At 72.3% G+C, this 21303-nt stretch carries 18 protein-coding genes; 9 read left to right on the top strand and 9 right to left on the bottom strand.

Annotated features, from left to right (window positions below; genetic code table 11):
• The first annotated feature begins 98 nt into the window (after nt 1-98).
• Nucleotides 99-1049, top strand: coding sequence for a hypothetical protein (locus HZS56_RS15775; RefSeq protein ID WP_216721308.1), 951 nt, complete (start codon nt 99-101; stop codon nt 1047-1049).
• Nucleotides 1050-1151: 102 nt separating this feature from the next.
• Here HZS56_RS15775 and HZS56_RS15780 read toward each other — a convergent pair whose 3' ends face one another.
• A complete protein-coding gene (locus HZS56_RS15780) occupies nt 1152-1580 on the bottom strand; it encodes a Rieske (2Fe-2S) protein (RefSeq protein WP_216721309.1) in 429 nt (142 codons plus the stop codon).
• A 256-nt stretch (nt 1581-1836) separates the two neighbouring features.
• Between HZS56_RS15780 and HZS56_RS15785 the strand changes: the two genes are divergently transcribed.
• On the top strand, nt 1837-2889 hold the full coding sequence (locus tag HZS56_RS15785) for a LacI family DNA-binding transcriptional regulator (protein ID WP_216721310.1): 1053 nt from the start codon (nt 1837-1839) through the stop codon (nt 2887-2889).
• Nucleotides 2886-3794 (top strand): carbohydrate kinase family protein, encoded by a 909-nt coding sequence (locus HZS56_RS15790; protein WP_216721311.1) that lies wholly within the window; start codon nt 2886-2888, stop codon nt 3792-3794. Before HZS56_RS15785 ends, HZS56_RS15790 begins: the two co-directional genes overlap by 4 nt.
• A gap of 118 nt (nt 3795-3912) precedes the next feature.
• On the opposite strand, the gene uvrA is transcribed toward HZS56_RS15790, so the two are convergent.
• A complete protein-coding gene (gene uvrA, locus HZS56_RS15795; RefSeq protein WP_216721312.1) occupies nt 3913-6918 on the bottom strand; it encodes an excinuclease ABC subunit UvrA in 3006 nt (1001 codons plus the stop codon).
• 222 nt (nt 6919-7140) lie between these two features.
• Here uvrA and HZS56_RS15800 point away from each other — a divergent pair, with 222 nt between their 5' ends.
• Nucleotides 7141-7827, top strand: a complete 687-nt coding sequence (locus HZS56_RS15800; protein WP_216721313.1) for a maleylpyruvate isomerase family mycothiol-dependent enzyme — start codon at nt 7141-7143, stop codon at nt 7825-7827.
• 50 nt (nt 7828-7877) lie between these two features.
• Complete coding sequence (locus HZS56_RS15805) at nt 7878-8534, top strand: MBL fold metallo-hydrolase (protein WP_216721314.1); 657 nt, start codon at nt 7878-7880, stop codon at nt 8532-8534.
• A 225-nt stretch (nt 8535-8759) separates the two neighbouring features.
• Here the strand turns inward: HZS56_RS15805 and aroQ are convergent, their stop codons facing one another.
• From aroQ to HZS56_RS15835, 6 genes are all read right to left on the bottom strand, one after another.
• Complete coding sequence (gene aroQ, locus HZS56_RS15810) at nt 8760-9233, bottom strand: type II 3-dehydroquinate dehydratase (protein ID WP_216721315.1); 474 nt, start codon at nt 9231-9233, stop codon at nt 8760-8762.
• Between the two features lie 436 nt (nt 9234-9669).
• Nucleotides 9670-10668 (bottom strand): TerC/Alx family metal homeostasis membrane protein, encoded by a 999-nt coding sequence (locus HZS56_RS15815; RefSeq protein WP_216721316.1) that lies wholly within the window; start codon nt 10666-10668, stop codon nt 9670-9672.
• Nucleotides 10669-10924: 256 nt separating this feature from the next.
• Nucleotides 10925-12940, bottom strand: coding sequence for a TerD family protein (locus HZS56_RS15820; RefSeq protein WP_216721317.1), 2016 nt, complete (start codon nt 12938-12940; stop codon nt 10925-10927).
• Nucleotides 12941-13203: 263 nt separating this feature from the next.
• A complete protein-coding gene (locus tag HZS56_RS15825; protein ID WP_216721318.1) occupies nt 13204-13782 on the bottom strand; it encodes a TerD family protein in 579 nt (192 codons plus the stop codon).
• Nucleotides 13783-13924: 142 nt separating this feature from the next.
• The gene (gene uvrB / locus HZS56_RS15830) at nt 13925-16087 is read right to left on the bottom strand and encodes an excinuclease ABC subunit UvrB (protein ID WP_216721319.1); all 2163 of its coding nucleotides are present in this window, start codon (nt 16085-16087) and stop codon (nt 13925-13927) included.
• Nucleotides 16088-16126: 39 nt separating this feature from the next.
• Entirely contained in the window at nt 16127-17005 is an 879-nt protein-coding gene (locus HZS56_RS15835; RefSeq protein WP_216721320.1) for an MHYT domain-containing protein, read from the bottom strand.
• A gap of 291 nt (nt 17006-17296) precedes the next feature.
• Here HZS56_RS15835 and HZS56_RS15840 point away from each other — a divergent pair, with 291 nt between their 5' ends.
• Together HZS56_RS15840 and HZS56_RS15845 are read left to right on the top strand one after the other, a co-directional pair.
• Nucleotides 17297-18169: a glycerophosphodiester phosphodiesterase gene (locus HZS56_RS15840; protein ID WP_216721321.1), complete on the top strand. Its 873-nt coding sequence runs from the start codon at nt 17297-17299 to the stop codon at nt 18167-18169.
• 104 nt (nt 18170-18273) lie between these two features.
• A complete protein-coding gene (locus HZS56_RS15845; RefSeq protein WP_216721322.1) occupies nt 18274-18843 on the top strand; it encodes a methylated-DNA--[protein]-cysteine S-methyltransferase in 570 nt (189 codons plus the stop codon).
• A gap of 68 nt (nt 18844-18911) precedes the next feature.
• Here HZS56_RS15845 and HZS56_RS15850 read toward each other — a convergent pair whose 3' ends face one another.
• Complete coding sequence (locus HZS56_RS15850) at nt 18912-19340, bottom strand: VOC family protein (RefSeq protein ID WP_216721323.1); 429 nt, start codon at nt 19338-19340, stop codon at nt 18912-18914.
• A gap of 138 nt (nt 19341-19478) precedes the next feature.
• Between HZS56_RS15850 and HZS56_RS15855 the strand changes: the two genes are divergently transcribed.
• Nucleotides 19479-20387, top strand: coding sequence for a pseudouridine-5'-phosphate glycosidase (locus HZS56_RS15855; RefSeq protein ID WP_216721324.1), 909 nt, complete (start codon nt 19479-19481; stop codon nt 20385-20387).
• Nucleotides 20384-21303: carbohydrate kinase family protein (locus HZS56_RS15860; protein WP_216721325.1), on the top strand; the 920-nt coding region annotated here is incomplete at its 3' end. The genes HZS56_RS15855 and HZS56_RS15860, both read left to right, overlap by 4 nt.

Below are 21303 nucleotides of genomic sequence, written 5' to 3' on the forward strand. Positions count from 1 at the left end.
GATGTGGAGACCTCTGCGCCGGCGAGCGGGGGGCGGCCCCGGCCGGTCCGCGCGAACGGTCTGACCAGCCGTCGCGAACTTCACAGAAAGGCCCCTGCATGCCGCACGCCACACAGCACGCGGAGTTCGCCACCGCGGAACTCGACTCGGCCCTGCGCGGTGGCCCCTTCCACGTCGCCCTGCGCGCCGCGATCGCCGCACGCGGACTGCCGCTGCAGCGCGTGCAGCACCACCTGTCGCGGCACGGGGTGCGGGTGGGCGTCACGAGTCTGAGCTACTGGCAGCAGGGCGCCCGGCGCCCGCAGCGTCCCGAGTCGCTGCGGGCCGTGCGGGCCCTGGAGGAGATACTGCGGCTGCCGGAGGAGTCGCTGATCCGCCTGCTCGCCGACGCCGACGAGGAGCCTGCGAGCCGTCGGCCCACAGGCCGCACCTACCGCGCCCATCTGGAGGCCTCGGACGTCCTGGACCGGTTGCTGGCCGAGCTGGACCGGCCGCCGGCGGACGGCGGGGTGCACACCCTCGGGCACCACGAGCGGGTCAGGGTCGGGCCCCGCCGTGAGCTGGCGGAGCGCGAGTCGCACCACATCGTCCGCGCCCACCACGACGGCGTCGACCGTTTCGTGGCCGTCCACTACGGCGACCCGGGCTGCGTACCGGCGCGGATGGCCGTCCACGCGCTGGAGAACTGCCGCACCGGGCGGGTCCGCACCCATCACGACACGGGCGTGCTCGTGGCCGAGCTGCTCTTCGACACTCGGCTGCGCACCGGGGACACGTATCTCTTCCGGTACGGCGTCGAGGACGGCACGGCGGGTGCGTCGCGGGAGTACGTCCGCGGTTTCGACGCCGCGGGCGGGCAGTACGCGCTCCAGGTGTGCTTCGACGCCGCGGCCGTGCCGGTGCGCTGCCACCGCTTCACGCAGCACTCCCCGGCGGCGCCGCGCAGCGGCCGGCACGAGCTGGCCCTGAGCGGGCGGCACCGCTCGGTGCACCTCGTGGAGCCGCGGGTGCGGTCGGGGATGCTGGGGATCGGGTGGGACTGGGAGTGAGGGAGCAGGGCACCGCCGACCGGGCGGCTCCGGCGCGGGACGGCGACTCCGGAACGCTCCGGTCGGGCCCCGGGCTCACGTCAGTGAGGGCGGAGGCTCGCCTCAGGTGCCGGGGCTCGCGACGATGCGGCCCTGCTTCACCTCGACGGGCAGTTCGATGAGCGGCGTGGTCGCCGGGGCGTGCAGCACCTCGCCGGTGCGGGCGTCGAACTCGCTGCCGTGACAGGGACAGACCAGCTTCGTCCCCTCCAGCTTCTTGATGGGGCACCCCGCGTGCGTGCAGACCGTGCTGAACGCCTTCAGAGAGCCGTCCCCGGCCCGGCTGACCACGACGTTCGCGTCGCGGTACAACTTGGTCGCGCCCTTCGTCACCTCGCCGTCCGCACCCAGCTCGACGGGCTCGGCGGGCCTGGCCGGGGCGGCGCCGTCGTCGCCCGGTGAGCAGGCGGACGCACCGAGTCCCGCGACGGGCGTGAGGACCGCCGCCGAGCGCAGGACGGTACGACGGCTCGGGACGGTACGGCCGGACATGAGGTCTCCACTGGTCGGGGGGGGCGTGCAGGGGTGACGATATCGGGCGATCCGGGCCGCCCCCGGACCGGGTGCGGCGGGCGCGCTGTCCGGGCGGCCGCGGGCGTGCTGCCGGGGCGCGCTGGCTGGGGCGCCTGCGCGTAAACGTTTGCGCAAGCGTTTACGCGCCTACGTCGGATGGGATACGGTCCCGGCCGGTGCAGCACGCAGGGGGCAGTGGGCCGAAGCCGCGGCCGTGAGCGAAGGGGGTGGGCCGGTGCCGACCATGGCTGATGTGGCACGGAGCGCCGGGGTCTCCGTGGCGACCGTCTCGCACGTGCTCAACGACACCCGGCCCGTGCTCCCCCGCACCCGCCGGGCCGTGCTGGACGCCGTCGAGGAGCTGGGCTACACCCCGAACACCCTTGCCCGTTCCCTGGTGACCTCACGGACCCGTTCCATCGGGCTGGCGGTGTCGGCGATCAGCAACCCGTACTTCACGGAGATCCTCCAGGGCGTCGAGGCGAGCGCCCTGGAACACGGCTACGGCCTGCTGATCGCCGACCCGCACGACGATCCCGCGCACGAGCGCAAGGTCGTGCAGCTGCTGCACGAGCGGCGCGTGGACGGCATGATCGTCGCCCCCTCGGCCGAGCCGCGCGACCTCGTCGGCTACCTCGCGCGCCACCGGGTGCCGGCCGTGTTCCTCGACCGGGTCGTCGGCGCGCCGCAGGACACGGACGCCCTGCCCTTCGACCAGGTCTGCGCCGAGAGCGCCGGGCCGACGGCCCTCCTGGTCGGCCACCTCGCCGGGCTCGGCCACCGGCGGATCGGCCTGGTCGCGGGCCGGCCGGGGCTCAGCACCACGAGCGAGCGGATCACCGGGTACCGGCACGGGCTCGCCGCGGCGGGGCTGCCCTTCGACGAACGGCTGCTGGTCCACGGCGACTCCGAGGCGGCCGGCGGCGAACGGGCCGCGGCGGAGCTGCTGTCCCTGGCGGTGCCGCCCACCGCGCTGGTCACCGCGAACAACGCGATGACCATCGGCGCCCTGCGCGCCCTGCGGACCCGGGACCTGTCCGTGCCCGGCGACCTCGCCCTCTGCTGCTTCGACGACTTCGCCTGGGCCGACCTGTTCGCTCCCCGGCTCACCGCCGTCGCCCAGCCCAGCAGGGACATCGGCGCGCAGGCCGTCCAGTTGCTGCTGGAGCGCCTCGCCGCGCCGGACCGGCCCGCTCGGACCGTGCGCCTGCCCTGCACCTACGTCCACCGCACGTCGTGCGGCTGCCCCGAGCAAACCGTCAAGGCCCACGAAAGGACCCTCCCGTGATCGTCGTCGCCGGTGAGGCACTGATCGACCTGGTACCGCAGGGCACGGGTGCCCTCGCCGCGCTGCGCCCGGCGCTCGGCGGCGGCCCGTACAACACGGCGGTCGCCCTGGGCCGCCTCGGTTCCCCCACCGCGTTCTGCTCCCGGGTGTCCCGCGACGCCTTCGGTGAGGCGCTCCTCGGCAGGCTGGAGGAGACCGGCGTGGATGTCTCTCCGGTGCAGCGCGGGCCGGAGCCGACCACGCTCGCGGTGGCCTCGCTCGACGCGGACGGCTCGGCGGCGTACTCCTTCTACGTGGACGGCACGGCGGACCGGCTGTTCACCGTGCCGGCCGGGCTGCCGCCGGGCACTCGGGCGGTCTCCTTCGGGACCTGCTCCCTGGTGCTCGAACCGGGTGCGAGCGCGTACGAGGCGCTGCTGCACGAGACGGCCGCGCAGGGCGTGTTCACGGCACTGGACCCGAACATCCGGGCGGGGCTGATCCCCGACCCGGACGCCTACCGGACCCGGTTCTGGAGCTGGCTGCCGTCGGTGTCCCTGCTGAAGCTGTCCGCCGAGGACGCCGAGTGGCTCGGCGGCACGCCGCGGGAGTGGCTCGCGGCGGGCCCGGCGGCGGTGGTGGTCACCCGGGGCGGTGCGGGGCTGACGGCGTACACCCGTGACGGGGGCGAGTACACGGTGCCGGGCGAGCGGGTCGAAGTGGTCGACACGATCGGCGCGGGCGACACGGTGAACGCCGCGCTGCTGCACGGTCTCGCGGCCCGCGACACGCTCGACGCGGCGGCCGTTGCCGCGCTGGGGCGGGAGGGCTGGACGGGACTGCTGGGCTTCGCCGCGCGCGCGGCGGCGGTCACGTGCTCGCGCGCGGGCGCGGAGCCGCCGTACGCGCACGAGGTGCAGGCCTGACGCGCGCCGCTGCTGCTGTTGCCGTTGCTGCCTGTGGTTGCCGTACGGCGGGGTGCCGGGGCCCACGGGTTCGATCGTCCGCGGGCCCCGGCACCCCAATTCCACGAGGCGTCGTCGCTCAGGCCTTGCTCGTCCGCGTCGCCTTCTTCGCGGCGGGCTTGGCTGCCTTCTTGGCCGCCGCCCTGGCCGTCTTGGCGGCGGTCGCCTTGACCTCCGTCTTCTTGACGGCGGTCTTCTTCGCCGCCTTGCGCGGGGACCGCACCGAGGCCGCGTCGCTGACCCGGTCGGCGCCGAGGACGTCCCGCAGGAACTTGCCGGTGTGGCTGGCGGGGACCCCGGCGACCTGTTCCGGCGTGCCCTCGGCGACCACCAGGCCACCGCCGGCCCCGCCCTCGGGCCCCATGTCGACGACCCAGTCGGCGGTCTTGATCACGTCGAGGTTGTGCTCGATGACGATGACCGTGTTGCCCTTGTCCACCAGTCCGGCGAGGACCGTCAGCAGCTTGCTGATGTCCTCGAAGTGCAGGCCGGTGGTCGGCTCGTCCAGGACGTAGACCGTGCGGCCGGTGGAGCGGCGCTGCAGTTCGCTGGCGAGCTTGACGCGCTGGGCCTCGCCGCCGGACAGGGTGGTCGCGGACTGACCGAGCCGGACGTAGCCGAGGCCGACGTCCTTCAGGGTCTTCATGTGCCGGGAGATCGCGGGGACGGCCTCGAAGAAGTCGGTCGCCTCCTCGATCGGCATGTCCAGGACGTCGGCGATGGACTTACCCTTGTAGTGGACCTCCAGGGTCTCCCGGTTGTACCGGGCGCCGTGGCAGACCTCGCACGGGACGTAGACGTCCGGGAGGAAGTTCATCTCGATCTTGATGGTGCCGTCGCCCGCGCAGTTCTCGCAGCGGCCGCCCTTGACGTTGAAGGAGAAGCGGCCGGGCAGGTAGCCGCGGACCTTCGCCTCCGTCGTCTCGGCGAACAGCTTGCGGACGTGGTCGAAGACACCGGTGTACGTCGCCGGGTTGGACCGCGGGGTGCGGCCGATGGGCGACTGGTCGACGTGGACGACCTTGTCGACGAGGTCGTCGCCGTCCACGCGGGTGTGCCGGCCCGGGACGTTCCTCGCGCCGTTCAGCTCGCGGGCGAGGTGGGTGTAGAGGATGTCGTTGACCAGCGTCGACTTGCCGGACCCCGAGACGCCGGTGACGGCCGTGAAGACGCCCAGCGGGAAGGACACGTCGATGTCCTGGAGGTTGTTCTCCCGGGCGCCGTGCACGGTGAGCTGCCGGGACGGATCGTGCGGTCGCCGGATGTCGGGCAGCGGGATGGCCTTCCTGCCGGACAGGTACAGGCCGGTCTGCGACTCGGTGTTGTCCAGCAGCTCCTTGAGGGAGCCGCTGTGCACGACCTTGCCGCCGTGCTCACCCGCGCCGGGGCCGATGTCGACGATCCAGTCGGCGACCTTGATGGTGTCCTCGTCGTGCTCGACGACGATGAGTGTGTTGCCCATGTCGCGCAGGCGGACGAGGGTCTCGATCAGCCGGTGGTTGTCGCGCTGGTGCAGGCCGATGGACGGCTCGTCGAGGACGTAGAGCACGCCGACAAGTCCGGAGCCGATCTGGGTGGCCAGGCGGATGCGCTGGGCCTCGCCGCCGGACAGGGTGCCGGCCGCGCGGTTGAGCGAGAGGTAGTCGAGGCCCACGTCGACCAGGAAGCGCAGCCGTTCGTTGACCTCCTTCAGCACGCGCTCGGCGATCTTCTTGTCGCGGGCGTTGAGCTTCAGCTCGCCCAGGAAGTCCGCGCAGTCGCTGATGGACATCGCCGAGACCTCGGCGATCGACCTGCCCATGACGGTGACCGCGAGGACGAGGGGCTTGAGGCGGGTGCCCTCGCAGGTGGGGCACGGCACCTCGCGCATGTAGCCCTCGAAGCGCTCGCGGCTGGCGTCGCTCTCGGCCTCGCTGTGCCGGCGCTTGACGAAGGGGATCGCACCCTCGAAGGCCGTGGTGTACCGGCGCTCGCGCCCGTACCGGTTGCGGTAGCGGACCTCGACCTGGGTCTTGTGGCCGTTCAGCAGGGCCTTGCGGGCGCGCAGCGGCAGGCCCGCGAAGGGGATGTCCGTGCGGAAGCCGAGCGCGTCCGCGAGGGCGCCGATGAGGCGGCCGAAGTAGTCCTTGGTGTGCCCGTGCGACCAGGGGTGGATGGCGCCCTCGTCGAGGGACTTGTCCTCGTCGGGGACGATCAGCTCCGGGTCGACCTCCATGCGGGTGCCGATGCCGGAGCAGTCGGGGCAGGCGCCGAAGGGCGAGTTGAAGGAGAAGGAGCGGGGCTCCAGCTCCTCGAAGGACAGGTCGTCGTACGGGCAGTACAGGTGCTCCGAGTACATGCGCTCGCGCTCGGGGTCGTCCTCGGGGAGGTCGACGAAGTCGAGCACGACCATGCCGCCGGAGAGGCCGAGCGCGGTCTCGACGGAGTCGGTGAGGCGCCGCTTGGCGGAGTCCTTGACGGTGAGGCGGTCGACGACCACCTCGATGGTGTGCTTCTCCTGCTTCTTGAGCGTGGGCGGGTTGGAGAGCTGAACGGTCTCGCCGTCCACCCGCGCGCGGGAGTACCCCTTGGTCTGGAGGTCGGAGAACAGGTCGACGAACTCGCCCTTGCGCTCGCGGACCAGCGGCGACAGCACCTGGAAGCGGCTGCCCTCCGGCAGCTCCAGGACCTTGTCCACGATGGCCTGCGGGGACTGGCGCGAGATCGGCCGGCCGCACTCGGGGCAGTGCGGCTTGCCGATGCGGGCGAAGAGCAGGCGCAGGTAGTCGTAGACCTCGGTGATGGTGCCGACCGTGGAGCGCGGGTTGCGCGAGGTCGACTTCTGGTCGATGGAGACCGCCGGGGACAGGCCCTCGATGAAGTCGACGTCGGGCTTGTCCATCTGGCCGAGGAACTGCCGGGCGTAGGAGGAGAGCGACTCCACGTAGCGCCGCTGGCCCTCGGCGAAGATGGTGTCGAAGGCCAGGGAGGACTTGCCCGACCCGGACAGGCCCGTGAAGACGATGAGCGAGTCGCGTGGCAGGTCGAGCGAGACGTTCTTCAGGTTGTGCTCGCGCGCGCCACGGACGATGAGACGGTCGGCCACGCCGGTCCGCACCTTTCTTGAGAGAAGTGACAGGGGCGGGGCCCCCGTCTTCCTCAGACTAGGGGGAGCCACTGACAACGCCGGTCGGATTCACCGGTTGCCAACAAACCCCGGCTTCCCAGCATGCCCGACGCCGCCCCCGACCATATAGCACGTGCATTCGAATCGAAGGGGTCGTTCACAACCTTCACCCGAAGGTGTGGCGGGTCTAGGGTCAGCGGCATGATTGATCACGCTCATGACCTGGCGTCTGTCCGAGACGCGACCGAGCGGCTGCTCACCGCGGTCGGGAAACTGGACAACGCGTCCGTGACGGAGTCGTCACGGCTTCCCGGCTGGAGCCGCGGCCACGTCCTGGCCCACCTGGCCCGCAACGCCGACGCTCTCGTGAACGTTCTCGAAGGCCGCCCCATGTACGTCAGCGGCGAGGCCCGGGACGCCGACATCGAGCGGGACGCCCCGCGCCTGCTCGAAGCCCAGCTCACCGACGTGCGCGAAAGCGCGGCGCGGTTCCAGGAGACGGGAGCGGTGCCCGCGGACTGGTCGCGCACGGTGACTCTGCGCAACGGCGTCACCGACACCGCCGCCCGTGTCCCGTTCCGGCGCTGGATCGAGGTCGAGCTGCATCACGTGGACCTGGGCATCGGGTACGAGCTGGAGGACCTGCCGGCGGACTTCACCGAGCGGGAGAACGAGTTCCTGGCCGCCCGTTTCGCCGGGCACCCGGACGTGCCGCCCACCCGGCTGACGGACGGCACGCGCGCGTGGCGCACGGGACGGGAGGCCGACGCCCCCGAGGTGACCGTCACCGGCGCCCCGGCCGATCTGCTCGGCTGGCTCGCCGGCCGCCGTGCGGGCACCGCGCTCACGGTGGAGGGCGGCCCGCTGCCGGCGCTGCCGCCGCTGTAGGCACCGGGGAGCCGGTCCGAGCGACACCGCCGCGGACTAGGCTGGCCGTCATGACGTACAGCGGAGAGGTGACGGTCGGCGGGCCCGCCGACGTGCACGAGCTCAAGGACCTGATGATCACCAAGGTCGCGGTCGGCCCGATGAACAACAACGCCTACCTGCTGCGTTGCCGGGCCACCGACGAGCAGCTGCTGATCGACGCCGCGAACGACGCGCACACCCTGCTCGGCACGATCGGTGACGACGGCATCGGGTCCGTCGTCACCACCCACCGGCACGGCGACCACTGGCAGGCGCTGGCCGAGGTCGTCGCCGCGACCGGCGCCCGCACGTACGCGGGCCGGCACGACGCCGAGGGCATCCCGGTGCCGACCGACGTCGCGGTCGACGACGGCGACACGATCCGGGTGGGAGAGGTGGAACTCACCGCACGCCACGTGGTGGGGCACACGCCGGGCTCCATCGTCCTCGTCTACGACGACCCCCACGGGCATCCCCACGTGTTCACCGGGGACTGCCTCTTCCCGGGGGGCGTGGGCAACACCTTCAAGGATGCGGAGGCGTTCGCGAGCCTGATCCACGACGTGGAGACCAAGGTCTTCGACGTGCTCCCGGACGAGACGTGGGTCTACCCCGGGCACGGTGACGACACGACGCTCGGCGCGGAACGACCGCACCTGCCGGAGTGGCACGCACGCGGCTGGTGAGCGCCGGGCGCGCGCCGCGTACGCCGGGCGGACCTGCCCGCCCGGCGCCCGGAGCGCGCCGTACGCGCCCCGTGTGAAGCCTTCGCACACACCGACGAGCCGTGCACGCTCCCGCCGGGCAGGTGGGCGCGGTCGACTGGAGGCAGCCCCGCGCGGGGTGACGTCACCCGCGCGGCACGGGCCGCCGGCCTCCCCATCCCCGCCCCCGGCCGGCGGCCCGGCGGTTCAGGCCTGCGCCCGTCCCGTCCCGGCCAGCGCCGCGATCCGCTCCACCCCGAACGCGTACCCCTGCACACCGCACCCCGCGACGACCCCGTCGGCGCGCTGCGAGACGTAGGAGTGGTGCCGGAACGGTTCACGGCGGTGGATGTTGGAGATGTGGACCTCCACCACAGGCAGCCCGTCGCAGGTGTTGAGCGCGTCCAGGATCGCGACGGACGTGTGCGAGTACGCGGCCGGGTTGATCACGATCCCGCAGTGGTGCAGCCGGGCCTCGTGGATCCAGTCGACCAGTTCGCCCTCGTGGTTGGACTGCCGGAAGTCCACTGTGCCCCCGTGCGCAGCCGCCGCCTTCACGCACAGGGCCTCGACGTCGGCGAGGGTCTCGGAACCGTAGATCTCCGGCTGCCGCTGACCGAGCAGGTTCAGGTTGGGCCCGTTGAGGATCAAGATCGGGGCGTCGGCCAGGGTGCGGGTCACGGTTCCTCCGGTCCGTCGGGGTGCGACGGCACGGGGGCGGGCGTCGCTCGGCCCCGGTTCTATCACGGTGACGTACTGACTCGTCCGTGAGCACCGCTGTGCGGCCGCGCGCCGGGGGCGGGGAGTCGGCCACCGCAGTCGGGCGAGCAGCACCATGTGCGTGGAGCTGAGGCCGAACAGAAGCCGCGAGGACGATGGTCAGCAGCGCGACGACCGGGCCGGGCAGGTCGCGACCTCAGGTGAGGATCAGGAGCATGAACGCGCCCGTGGGCGTGAAGGTCGTCCACTGCGGGCACCGGGCCCTGTGCTCCGGCTCTGCCCGCCGCTTCCGGCACCGGCGGGAGCGGCGGGCGGCTTCGTGCCGCCCGCCGCTCGCCGCTCCGGTGCCGGGTCCGGGTCCGGTGCCGGGTCCGGGTCCGAAGGGGAGCGTCTGGGGTCAGGCCTCGACGCTGTCCTTCGAGGCGTCGTCGCTGCCGGCGGACGCTTCGGCCGCGGCCTGCTTCTTGGAGGCCCGGAGGCTGGTGATCGTGGTGATGATCAGCACGGAGCAGATCACGCCGAGCGAGACCGGGATGCTGATCTCGGGCACGTGCACGCCGGACTCGTGCAGGGCGTGCATCACCAGCTTGACGCCGATGAAGCCGAGGATCACGGACAGGCCGTAGGACAGGTGGACCAGCTTCTTCAGCAGACCGCCGATGAGGAAGTACAGCTGCCGCAGCCCCATCAGGGCGAACGCGTTGGCCGTGAACACGATGTACGGGTCCTGGGTCAGGCCGAAGATCGCCGGGATGGAGTCGAGTGCGAAGAGGACGTCGGTGGTGCCGATGGCGAGCATCACGACCAGCATCGGGGTCATGACCCGCTTGCCGTTCTCCTCGATCCACAGCTTGGTGCCGTGGTACCGGTCGGCGACGCCGAAGCGGCGCTCGGCCGCCTTGAGCAGCTTGTTCTCCTCGAACTCCTCGTCCTCCTCGTCGGCCCGGGCCTCCTGGACGAGCTTCCAGGCGGTCCAGACGAGGAAGGCGCCGAAGATGTAGAAGACCCACGCGAAGCTGGCGAGGATCGCGGCGCCGGCGGCGATGAAGATCGCCCTCAGGACCAGGGCTATGAGGACACCGATGAGGAGCACACGCTGCTGGTACTGCGAGGGCACCGCGAACTTCGCCATGATCAGGACGAAGACGAAGAGGTTGTCCACGCTGAGGGACTTCTCGGTGATGAAGCCCGCGAAGAACTCACCGGCGGGCTGTCCGCCGCCGAAGAACAGCAGGCCGAGCCCGAAGAGTCCGGCCAGGGCGATCCAGACGCCGGTCCAGATGCCGGCTTCCTTGATCGACACGTCGTGCGGCTTGCGGCCGATGAAGAAATCGACCGAGATCAGGGCGGCTAGGCCCACGATGGTCAGGACCCACAGGGTCACCGAAACTTCCACTACGCCTCCGGCAGTACGTCACACGGCAGATGTCAGCGTCGTCGCTGCCGGAGGTCTCTTCCACCCCGGGTGCCGGGACGCGTGAACACGTCCGGAACCTCACGGGCCGACGCCCCGGGATCTGGCCTGATCCGTATTGACGGGTACGCCGCAGCAGGCAGGGAGTACTCCCCTCCGTACGGACGACAGTACCCCAATCACCAAGAGAAGGTAAAGAGATTCGCAAATTAAGCTCAAAAGGCCAGCTCGGGAACGGTCACCGGCCCCAGGAACGGCGGGCGGCGGCGACCTGAGCGAGCACCTGCTGCAGCACCTGGCTGCCGGACGGCACGACTGGGGGCTCGTACGTCCACGCGTGCCCGACCCACGGGTCGGCGAGGTGGTCCTCGGGCACCGGGGTGAGCCGCAGCAGCGAGCGCCACAGCGGGTCGAGCAGCGGCCCGTACCCGGCGGAGTCCTCCCGGTCGGCGACCATCATCAGGTGGACCCCGACGGCCGGCCCCTCGTCGGCGAGGTAGCGCAGCTGGTTCACCGCCCGGTCGTCGAAGCCGTGCGGGAAGTCGTTGACGATCAGGAGCTGCTGGGAGGTGTCGAGACCGGGCGGAAGCGCGTCGGGAGCGCCGCCGCGCAGGGCCATCTGCACCAGGTCGACGCGCTCGGTCAGGCGGCCCAGGACGTCCGCCGTCCCCGCGGCGCCCAGCGCGGGCGGCGCCGAGAGGACCCCGGTCTGCACCAGGGGCGCCAGCGCCTCGGTCCCTGCCCCGGCCGGATCGATGACGTGCACGGTGAACTCGCCCGCCGGATAGACGGCCAGCAGCCGGGCCGCATGTGCGACCGCCGTCCGAAGGCCCAGGCCCCGCATCTCGTGGGAGTCGGTGACCGCACCGTCGGCGGAGGCGGAGCGTCCGCTGTCGATCCACAGTCCCCGCTCCAGCGGCAGCCGGACCAGCATCGGGATGCGGATCCGGTCCGCCTCGGGCAGGTGGAGGTCGCCCAGCCGCACGGCCATCGGGATCTCCATGGGGACGCGGTACCCGTGCCAGACCGGGTTGTCCCAGCGGGCGTAGGCCGCGGGCAGGGCGGGCTCGACGACCTCGGCCTCCGCGACGAGCTGGGCGACGTCCCGGTCCAGGGCCTCCCTGGCCTGGGACACCAACCGGCCGTACCGGGTCCGTGCCGCCTCCCGGGCGGCGTCGCCCTGCCCGCCGATCCGGGTGCGGGGGTCGGACAGGGCCTGGTCCAGCTCCTTCTCCCTGCGAGAGTCGGCGAAGTCGACGGCGCTGCGGTACGCGGCCGTGGTGCGGGCCAGGTCCTCGAACATGCCCCACACCTGGTTGTAGAGCCGCTCCTCCATGGACCAGCCGGTGGCGTCTCCGGCTACGGGACGGGCGGGCTGCCCCGGTTCTGCCGGGGGCGCGGACGGCGCGGGCGGGGGTGGTGCCGCGCTCTGCCGGCGCGGGTGGCTGTAGTCGACGGGTCCGCCGGCGGGGGCGGGGTCGTCCGGACCTCCCGGGTACGGGTGCGGGGCGCCGTGCTGCCCCGGTCCGTCGGCCGGCTGCGGGCCCGAGGCGCCCTCGGTGTCGTACGGCGACGCGGCCGGCACGGGCCCGGCGGCGGCCTGCGGCGCGGCGCCGCGGTCGGGACGGTGGGCCGGGGCGGCGGCCTGCGGGGAGCGGTCGCCCTCCGCCGTGCGCGCCGGCGGCGCCGGTACGGACCGGGCCAGCCCGCGCGCCACCGCCTCGTGGATGCTCCCGGCGAGCCGGTCGGCCTCCGGCAGCTTCTGGTCGGTGAACAGTTCGGCGAGTCCGCCCGCGTAGCCCTGGCCGACGGCCCGCACCTTCCAGGCGCCGTGTCTCCGGTAGAGCTCCAGCGCGACGACTGCGGACTCGCTCTCCAGTCCGGTGAGGGTGTAGCTGGCGACCTCTTCGCCGTCGAGACCCGTCACCGCGACGAACGGCGCGGCGACGGCCCCGAAGCGGGCCGGGCCCCGGCCGCCGACGGGCAGGGCGAGGAGCACGCTGACACGGTGTACGGCGTCGGGCACGGCGTCCAGGTCCGCGGCGAGGCGGTGGGCGGCGGCGGCCTGCCGGGAGACCTCGAGCCCCGGCAGTACGGGGGCGCCCGGGTGCGCCACCCGTTCGACGCCGTGGACGGTGCCGTTCTCGTCGCCGAGCGTGGCTGCGGCCACGACCGGTGTGCCGGCCGAGACCCGGATCTCGAGGCGGGCTCTGGGAAGCGGGTGGTTCTGTCCCCGCGTCAGCTCGGCCGTCATCGCCTGTCCCCCTGTGTCAGTCGTGCGGCGCCGCGAAGTGTCGTGCGGCGTCCGGCGGCCCCGCGGGCGGGACCGGCCGTTGGTGTCGGGCCGCGGGCCCCGGGGCCTGTCCGGCGGATCAGGCCGCAGGAGAGCCACGGAATCTCGTCGATGCAGGTGAGCGAAGTCCGGTGTGTCCGGCCCCGGGTGTGTCCAGCCGCAGGGCGGAGAGGGCGTCGGCGCGGAGCGTCGTCCGTCGCCGACGACGCCCGCGCCGGCGGACCCTAGAGGACCGGCAGGATCGCCGGCATCAGGTCCTGGAAGGTGCGGCCGTTGGCCGGGGTGCCGATGGCGGTCATCGACCAGCCCTGGCCGGCCCGGTGCACCTTGGCCATGATCTGTGCCGTGAAGGCACCGCCGCCGGCCAGCGTGTAGCGGGCGAGTTCCTGGCCGTTGGTCTCGTCGACGAGGCGGCAGAACGCGTTCTGCACCTCCTGGAAGGTCTGGCCGGTGAAGGAGTTCACCGTGAAGACGATCTGGTCGATGTGGACCGGGACACGCTGCAGGTCGACGAGGATCGCTTCGTCGTCGCCGCCCTGGCCGACACCGCCGACGAGGTTGTCCCCGGTGTGCCGCACCGAGCCGTCGTCGCTCACCAGGTGGCGGAAGAAGACGCCGTCGACCGGCTGCTTGTCCGCGAAGAGCACCGCGGAGGCGTCCAGGTCGATCTCCCGGGTGCGCGAACCGAACAGGCCGCGCCGGGGAGCCGCCTGCCAGCCGAGACCCATGCGCACCGACGTCAGGCTGCCGCCGTCGTTCTTCTGCAGACTGATGGCCTGACCCTTGGTCATGTTGACGGTCACGCGCTGATCCCCTCTCGAGCTGTCCCCTGTTGCCGCGGTCCCCGCGGTTGACCTGAACCCTACGCAGGGGCACTGACGGTGCCCCACCCCGGTCCGCGCTTTGTGTCGGTCTTGCAACACAGCGCGTGCCCCGGACGGGCCGTCAGGCCAGGCCCGCCTCCTTCATCTGACGCAGTTCCTTCTTCATCTCGGAGACCTCGTCGCGCAGCCGCGCCGCGATCTCGAACTGGAGGTCGGCGGCGGCCGCCCGCATGCGGTTGGTCAGGTCCTCGATCTGCCCTGCCAGCTCCGCTGCGGGACGGTCGGTCGGCACCGTCTCCTCGGCCCTGCCCCGGCCCTTCCCCCTGCTCCCGGCCCTGGCCGGCTCGGCGTCGGCCGTCGCCCGGCCGCCGAGGGCGGGCACGGGGGCCTTGGCGCCCTTGCCCTCCTTCACCTGGCGGTAGCCGGAGCCGAGCAGCTGCTCGGTGTCGACGTCCTCGCGGGCGATCTGCGCGACGATGTCGTTGATCTTCTTGCGCAGCGGCTGCGGGTCGATGCCGTTCGCCTCGTTGAACGCGATCTGCTTCTCGCGGCGGCGGTTGGTCTCGTCGATCGCCTTCTCCATCGCCGGCGTGATCTTGTCGGCGTACATGTGGACCTGGCCGGAGACGTTGCGCGCCGCGCGGCCGATGGTCTGGATCAGGGAGGTGCCGGAGCGCAGGAAGCCCTCCTTGTCGGCGTCGAGGATCGCCACCAGGGAGACCTCGGGCAGGTCGAGGCCCTCACGCAGCAGGTTGATGCCGACCAGGACGTCGTACTCACCGGCGCGCAGCTCGCGCAGCAGCTCGACGCGGCGGAGGGTGTCGACGTCGCTGTGCAGGTAGCGGACCTGGATGCCGAGCTCCAGGAAGTAGTCGGTGAGGTCCTCGGCCATCTTCTTGGTGAGGGTGGTGACCAGGACGCGCTCGTCCTTCTCGGTGCGGGTGCGGATCTCGTGCACCAGGTCGTCGATCTGGCCCTCGGTGGGCTTGACGACGACCTCCGGGTCGACGAGGCCGGTGGGGCGGATGATCTGCTCGACCGCGCCGTCGGAACGGGAGAGCTCGTAGGCCCCCGGGGTGGCGGACAGGTACACGGTCTGTCCGATGCGCTCCTGGAACTCCTCCCACTTCAGCGGGCGGTTGTCGAGCGCGGAGGGCAGCCGGAAGCCGTGGTCGACCAGGGTGCGCTTGCGGGAGGCGTCGCCCTCGTACATGGCGCCGATCTGCGGCACCGTGACGTGCGACTCGTCGATGACCAGCAGGAAGTCGTCCGGGAAGTAGTCGAGCAGGGTGTTCGGCGGGGAACCGGGCGAGCGGCCGTCGAAGTGCATCGAGTAGTTCTCCACGCCGGAGCAGGAGCCGATCTGGCGGAGCATCTCGATGTCGTACGTCGTGCGCATCCGCAGCCGCTGGGCCTCCAGGAGCTTGCCCTGCTTCTCCAGCTCGGTCAGGCGCTCGGCCAGCTCCTTCTCGATGTCGTTGACCGCGCGCTCCAGGCGCTCGGGGCCCGCGACGTAGTGGGAGGCGGGGAAGACGTACAGCTGCTGGTCGTCGCTGATGATCTCGCCGGTGACCGGGTGGAGCGTGGAGAGGGCCTCGATCTCGTCGCCGAACATCTCGATGCGGACGGCGAGCTCCTCGTAGACCGGGAAGATCTCGATGGTGTCGCCGCGCACGCGGAAGGTGCCGCGGCTGAAGGCCATGTCGTTGCGCGTGTACTGGATGTCGACGAAGCGGCGCAGCAGCTCGTCCCGGTCGTGCTCCTCGCCCACCCGGAGCGGGACCATGCGGTCCACGTACTCCTGCGGGGTGCCCAGGCCGTAGATGCAGGAGACGGAGGCGACCACGACGACGTCGCGGCGGGTGAGCAGCGAGTTGGTCGCGGAGTGGCGCAGGCGCTCCACCTCCTCGTTGATCGAGGAGTCCTTCTCGATGTAGGTGTCCGACTGGGGGACGTAGGCCTCGGGCTGGTAGTAGTCGTAGTACGAGACGAAGTACTCGACGGCGTTGTTCGGCAGGAGCTCGCGGAACTCGTTCGCCAGCTGGGCGGCCAGGGTCTTGTTCGGCGCCATGACCAGGGTGGGGCGCTGGAGCTTCTCGATCATCCACGCGGTGGTGGCGGACTTGCCGGTGCCCGTCGCGCCGAGCAGCACGACGTCCTTCTCGCCTGCTTCGACACGCCGGGCCAGCTCGGCGATGGCCGTCGGCTGGTCGCCGTTCGGCTGGTAGGGGCTGACGACCTCGAAGGGCGCCACCGTGCGTTCGATCTGGGTAACGGGCCGCATGGGTTCCACCGTACGACCCCGCACTGACAACGCGTCCCGTCAGCGGTTCTGCGGGGTGCGGGAGCGCCGGCGCGGGAGGGGCCGGCGCGTGTGGTGGCCGGGGTGGTGGGCCGGGTGCCGGATTCTGCGCGGGGCCTGGGTGTGGGCGGGGATGCCCGGCTTGCGCTCGGCGAGGACCGGGGCGGGCCTGCCCATGACCATCAGCGGGTCGAAGAGAACGACGGCGGCGGCGACGAGGAGGAAGGCGAGGGGGCCGATCAGCATGGGGGCGAGCAGTTCGGCCGGCTGCCCTCCGGTGGTGGGGTCGGCCGTGCCGTGGACGTGCACCTCCACGGCGGCCATGCCCGTGTAGTGCATGCCCGTGACGGCCAGGCCCATGACCAGGGCGGCCCCCACGCTCCACAGGAAGCCCCTGACCTGTCCCGCGGCCCACACGGCGGTGGTGGCGGCGGCCATGGCTATGAGGACGGACACGGCGACGGTGAGCGTGTTGTACGTCAGCTGCCCGTCCAGGTTCATCCCGGCCATTCCCAGGTAGTGCATCGAGGCGATGCCCAGGCCGGTGACGGTTCCGCCGGTGAACAGGGCCGTTCCGCTCGCGCCCCGGTAGCCGACGATGAAGATCCCGACCCCCACCATGCCGATGGCGACGGCCAGACTGGCGAAGGTCATCAGCCAGTCGTAGCGGATCGGCGTGTCCTCGATCGTGAACCCCATCATCGCGACGAAGTGCATGGTCCAGATGCCGGAGCCGATCGCCGCGGAGCCGAGGGCGAGCCATCCGGGGCGCCAGGAGCGGGTGACCAGCATGGCCCTGGTGGTGCAGCGCAGGCCGAGGGCTCCGCCGAGGCAGGCCATGAGGTAGGCCACCAGCGGTGTGACGATTCCGTAGCTGAACCCGTCGACCGTGTCTTGCATCTGCGGCTGCCCTTCCGCCTGCTTGCGCCCCGGTTGCGTCCCGGAACCTCCTGATGTGCGCCCCTTGCGGGGGCCGCGCGAACGACCGGGGTCGACGCAGAGAGTATGGGCTCCCACCGGAATGGTCGAACGGTTCTCCGGCAAAGAATCACGGTCCCGCCCCAGTTGTGCCGCCCCGGTGAGCGTAGTTGAGCAACTCCATTCAGCCTGTGGCCATTCTGCACCCCCCTTCCGTTGACTCTCCGGTGTCACAGTGGTGCTGTCCGTGATCGCTCGATGCGAGGAGTACGCATGCATGTGCGCGCAGTTGCCGTCGCGACCACCGCTCTTCTGGGGGTGGCCCTGACGGCTCCCCTCTCGCACGCCCGGACCGACGGGGCGGGCGGCGACGGACCGGCGGTCGTCGCCCACAGAGGTGCCTCCGGGTACGCGCCGGAGAACACGCTGGCCGCCGTCGACAAGGCGGCCGAGCTGGGCATCCGCTGGGTGGAGAACGACGTCCAGCGCACCCGGGACGGCGAGCTGGTCGTCCTCCACGACGAGAGCCTGCAGCGTACGACCGACGTGGAGGAGGTCTTCCCCGACCGGTCGCCCTGGAAGGTGAAGGACTTCACGGCCGCGGAGATCGCGCGGCTGGACGCGGGCAGCTGGTTCGGGCCCGAGTACGCGGGCGCGCGCGTGCCGACGCTGGAGCAGTACGTGCACCGGCTCGAGCGCAACCACCAGAAGCTGCTGCTGGAGCTGAAGAGCCCCGCGCTGTACCCGGGCATCGAGCAGCAGACCCTCAAGGTCCTCGCGAACGAGGGCTGGCTCGACCGGCAGCACGTGGCGAGCCGCCTGGTGGTGCAGAGCTTCGACGCGGACAGCATCCGCACGGTGCACGAGCTCAAGCCGGCCGTGAAGACCGGCTTCCTCGGGACTCCGGCCGTGTCCGAGCTGCCGGCGTACGCGGAGTTCGCGGACCAGATCAACCCGTCGCACGGCACCCTCTCCACGAGCTACGTCTCCTCGGTGCACGCGTTCACGGGACCGCACGGCCGGCCCCTGGAGGTCCAGACCTGGACGGTGGACGACGCGGAAACCGCGCGGCGGGTCGCCGGGTACGACGTCGACGGCATCATCACCAACAAGCCCGACGTGGTGCGCGACGCGGTCGGCCGGTAGGGCCTGTCGGGTCCCTGGAGTCCGTCCGGCGAACGCCCGGGGCGGTGGCGGTCGCGGCCGTCGCCGCCCCGGGCGTTGTCAGTGGCGGGCCGTACCGTTGGCGCATGGACAGCCATGGGCAGTACGGACATGGGGAGTACGAGGAGCGGGTCGTGTGGTCGGTCGTCGGTACCGGCATCGGTCCGCTGCTGCTGGCCGCCACCCGTGACGGTCTGGTCAACGTCGTGTTCCACGCCACCGGCACCGCCCGCGACCAGGCGCTGGAGCGGCTCGCGGACCGGCTGGGCGCGGCTCCCGTCGAGGCACCCGCCTCCCCGCTGCTGACCGGGGCGATACGCCAGGTGGAGGCGTACTTCGCGGGCCGCAGGCGCGACTTCGAGCTGCCGTTGGACTGGTCGCTGGTCTCGGGCTTCAACCGGCAGGTGCTGCGCGAGCTGGCATCGGGCGTCCCCTACGGCTCGGTCGTCGGGTACGGCGACCTGGCCGGCCGGGTGGGCCGGCCGGGCGCCGCCCAGGCGGTGGGCCTGGCCATGGGGGCCAACCCCCTGCCGGTCGTGGTGCCGTGTCACCGCGTCGTCGAGAGCGACGGGGGCATCGGCGGGTTCGGCGGCGGCGTGGGCACCAAGCGGCAACTGCTCGCGCTGGAGGGCGTGCTGCCCGAGCCGTTGTTCTGAGCACCGGCGCGGGCGGCCCGCCGGGCGCTGTGCCGGGCGGGCCTGTCCGGACCGGTGCCGGGCGGGGGCTACTCGTAGTGCCGGGCCTCGATGATGTTGCCGTCCGGGTCGCCGAAGTAGAAGCTCCGCCGGGCCGTGCCACGGGCGCCGTAGGAGTCGTGCGAGAGTTCCGAGACCGGGACCGACGCCTCCTCCAGGCGGGCGCGCAGGGCGTCGAAGCCGGGCCGGGACAGCGACAGGCAGACGTGGTTGACGGGGTGCCCCGCACTGGTCTCGGCACCGGGGAGCACGCGCATGCGTTCCGCCATGGTGTGCGGTGCGAGGTCGAGGATGGTCTCCTCGTTGAGGCGCACGGAGGGGAAGCTCACCGTCCCTGCGGCGTACTCGGTGATCCTCAGGGGCTGCAGCCCCAGGTTCTTCTCGTAGAAGCGGGCCGCCGCGACCGGGTCGCGCACCCAGAGGACGACGTGGTCAAGACGTGTCGTGTTGTCCGTCATGGCACCCAGGCTCGTGGCGCGCCCGGGTGGCCGCAAGGGCCCGGTCGGGCACCGCCGCGGGTTTGGTCCGGTGTTCCGCCCGCCAGGGATGAAGGGGAACCGGAGCCTGGGGAGAGCAGTCGGACAGGAGGCGGGCACGTGACGCTGGTGGTGTCGGAAGAGGTACGGGCGGCGGTCGGGGCACGGCGGCCGGTGGTGGCCCTGGAGTCCACGATCATCGCGCACGGTCTGCCGCGCCCGCGCAACCTGCTGGTGGCGCGGGAGCTGGAGGCGGTGGTGCGGCAGGAGGGCGCCGTACCGGCCACGATCGCCGTGCTGGACGGGCGGCCGCACGTCGGCCTGGACGAGCAGCAGCTGGAGCGCGTCGCGAACGAGGACGGCATCCGCAAGCTGGGCCACCGCGACCTGCCGCTCGCGGTGGCGGCCGGCGCGAGCGGAGCCACCACCGTGTCGGCGACCGCCCTGCTGGCTGCCCGGGCGGGTGTACGGGTCTTCGCGACCGGCGGGCTCGGCGGCGTGCACCGGGAGTGGACGGTGACGCAGGACGAGTCGGCCGACCTCGCCCTGCTGGCCGGCACCCGCGTCACGGTGGTCTGCGCGGGCGTGAAGTCCATCCTGGACGTGCCGGCGACCCTGCAGCGGCTGGAGACGCTGGGCGTGGCGGTGGCCGGGTACCGGACGGACCGCTTCCCCGGCTTCTACCTGTCCGACTCCGGTCATCCGGTGGACTGGCGGCTGGACGGCCCCGAACAGGTGGCGGCCGTCATGCGGGCCCAGGACGCGCTGGACGGACCGGCGTCGGCACTCGTCGTCGCCAACCCCGTTCCCGAGGAGGAGCAGCTCGATCCCGCGCTGCACGCGCGCGTACTCGCCGACGCGCTGCGGGCGTGCGAGGCGGAGGGGGTCACGGGGCAGGCGGTCACCCCCTTCCTCCTCGACCACCTCGTCCGCCACACCGACGGCGCCTCCCTGCGCGCGAACCTCGCGGCGGTGCGGGGGAACGTACGGCTGGCGGCCCGCGTCGCCGCGGCCTGGACCGGCGCGTGACCACCGGTCCGGACGGCGCCCTGCTCGTGGTCGGGGACGTCGTCACGGACGTCGTCGCCCGGCACCGGGGGCCGCTGGCCGCCGGCACGGACACGGCCGCCTCGATCCGCCGGCTGCCCGGCGGCGCGGGGGCCAACGTCGCCTGCTGGGCGGCGTACGAAGGATGCGGCGACGTGCGGCTGCTGGGCGGGGTCGGCGCCGACGCGGCCGACTGGCACGGGCGGGAACTGACGGACCGCGGCGTGCGCGCGCTGCTGGTCGTCGACGCGGTGGCACCGACGGGGACGGTGATCTGCCTGGTCGACTCGGGCGACTCGGGCGAGCGGACGTTCCTGACGGACAGCGGGGCGTCGTTGCGGATCGGCCCTGACGACTGGTCGGACGCGCTGCTCGACGGTGTGGCCCGGCTGCACCTGTCGGGTTACCTCCTGTTCTCGGAGCCGAGTCGCGCTCTGGCCTCGCTGGCCCTGGCCGCGGCACGCGCCCGCGGGATTCCGGTCAGTCTGGACCCCGCCTCGGCGGGGTTCCTCGCCGGACTGGGCGTCGACCGCTTCCTGACCCTCGTCGACGGGGTGGACGTCCTGCTCCCCAGCCGTGACGAGGCGTACCTGCTCACCGGACTGCCCGAACCGGCCGACGCGGCGGCGAAGCTGAGCCGGCACGTGCCGACGGTGGTCGCCAAGCAGGGGGCGGACGGGGCGCTGGTCGCCCGGTCCGGCGCCGTCAGTGCGCGTGTCCCCGCCGTCGGGGCGTCGCCCCTGGACAGCACCGGGGCGGGCGACGCCTTCACCGGCGCCTTCCTCGCCGCGCTGCTCAGGGGCGCGGAGCCGGAGGAGGCCGCGGGCGCCGGGTGCAGGGCGGGGGCGGAGGCGGTCGCACGGGTGGGCGGCAGACCTCCACGGGCGAGGGGCGGCGG

The organism is Streptomyces mayonensis (assembly GCF_018982965.1).
Taxonomy (GTDB): Bacteria; Actinomycetota; Actinomycetes; order Streptomycetales; family Streptomycetaceae; genus Streptomyces; species Streptomyces mayonensis.

Excerpts from the sequence above, each read along its gene's own strand:
- HZS56_RS15805 (WP_216721314.1), top strand. The coding sequence starts at position 7,878 with ATGACGTACAGCGGAGAGGTGACGGTCGGCGGGCCCGCCGACGTGCAC.
- HZS56_RS15835 (WP_216721320.1), bottom strand. The coding sequence starts at position 17,005 with ATGCAAGACACGGTCGACGGGTTCAGCTACGGAATCGTCACACCGCTG.
- HZS56_RS15845 (WP_216721322.1), top strand. The coding sequence starts at position 18,274 with ATGGACAGCCATGGGCAGTACGGACATGGGGAGTACGAGGAGCGGGTC.
- HZS56_RS15840 (WP_216721321.1), top strand. The coding sequence starts at position 17,297 with ATGCATGTGCGCGCAGTTGCCGTCGCGACCACCGCTCTTCTGGGGGTG.
- HZS56_RS15850 (WP_216721323.1), bottom strand. The coding sequence starts at position 19,340 with ATGACGGACAACACGACACGTCTTGACCACGTCGTCCTCTGGGTGCGC.
- HZS56_RS15820 (WP_216721317.1), bottom strand. The coding sequence starts at position 12,940 with ATGACGGCCGAGCTGACGCGGGGACAGAACCACCCGCTTCCCAGAGCC.
- HZS56_RS15775 (WP_216721308.1), top strand. The coding sequence starts at position 99 with ATGCCGCACGCCACACAGCACGCGGAGTTCGCCACCGCGGAACTCGAC.
- HZS56_RS15780 (WP_216721309.1), bottom strand. The coding sequence starts at position 1,580 with ATGTCCGGCCGTACCGTCCCGAGCCGTCGTACCGTCCTGCGCTCGGCG.
- HZS56_RS15800 (WP_216721313.1), top strand. The coding sequence starts at position 7,141 with ATGATTGATCACGCTCATGACCTGGCGTCTGTCCGAGACGCGACCGAG.
- uvrB (WP_216721319.1), bottom strand. The coding sequence starts at position 16,087 with ATGCGGCCCGTTACCCAGATCGAACGCACGGTGGCGCCCTTCGAGGTC.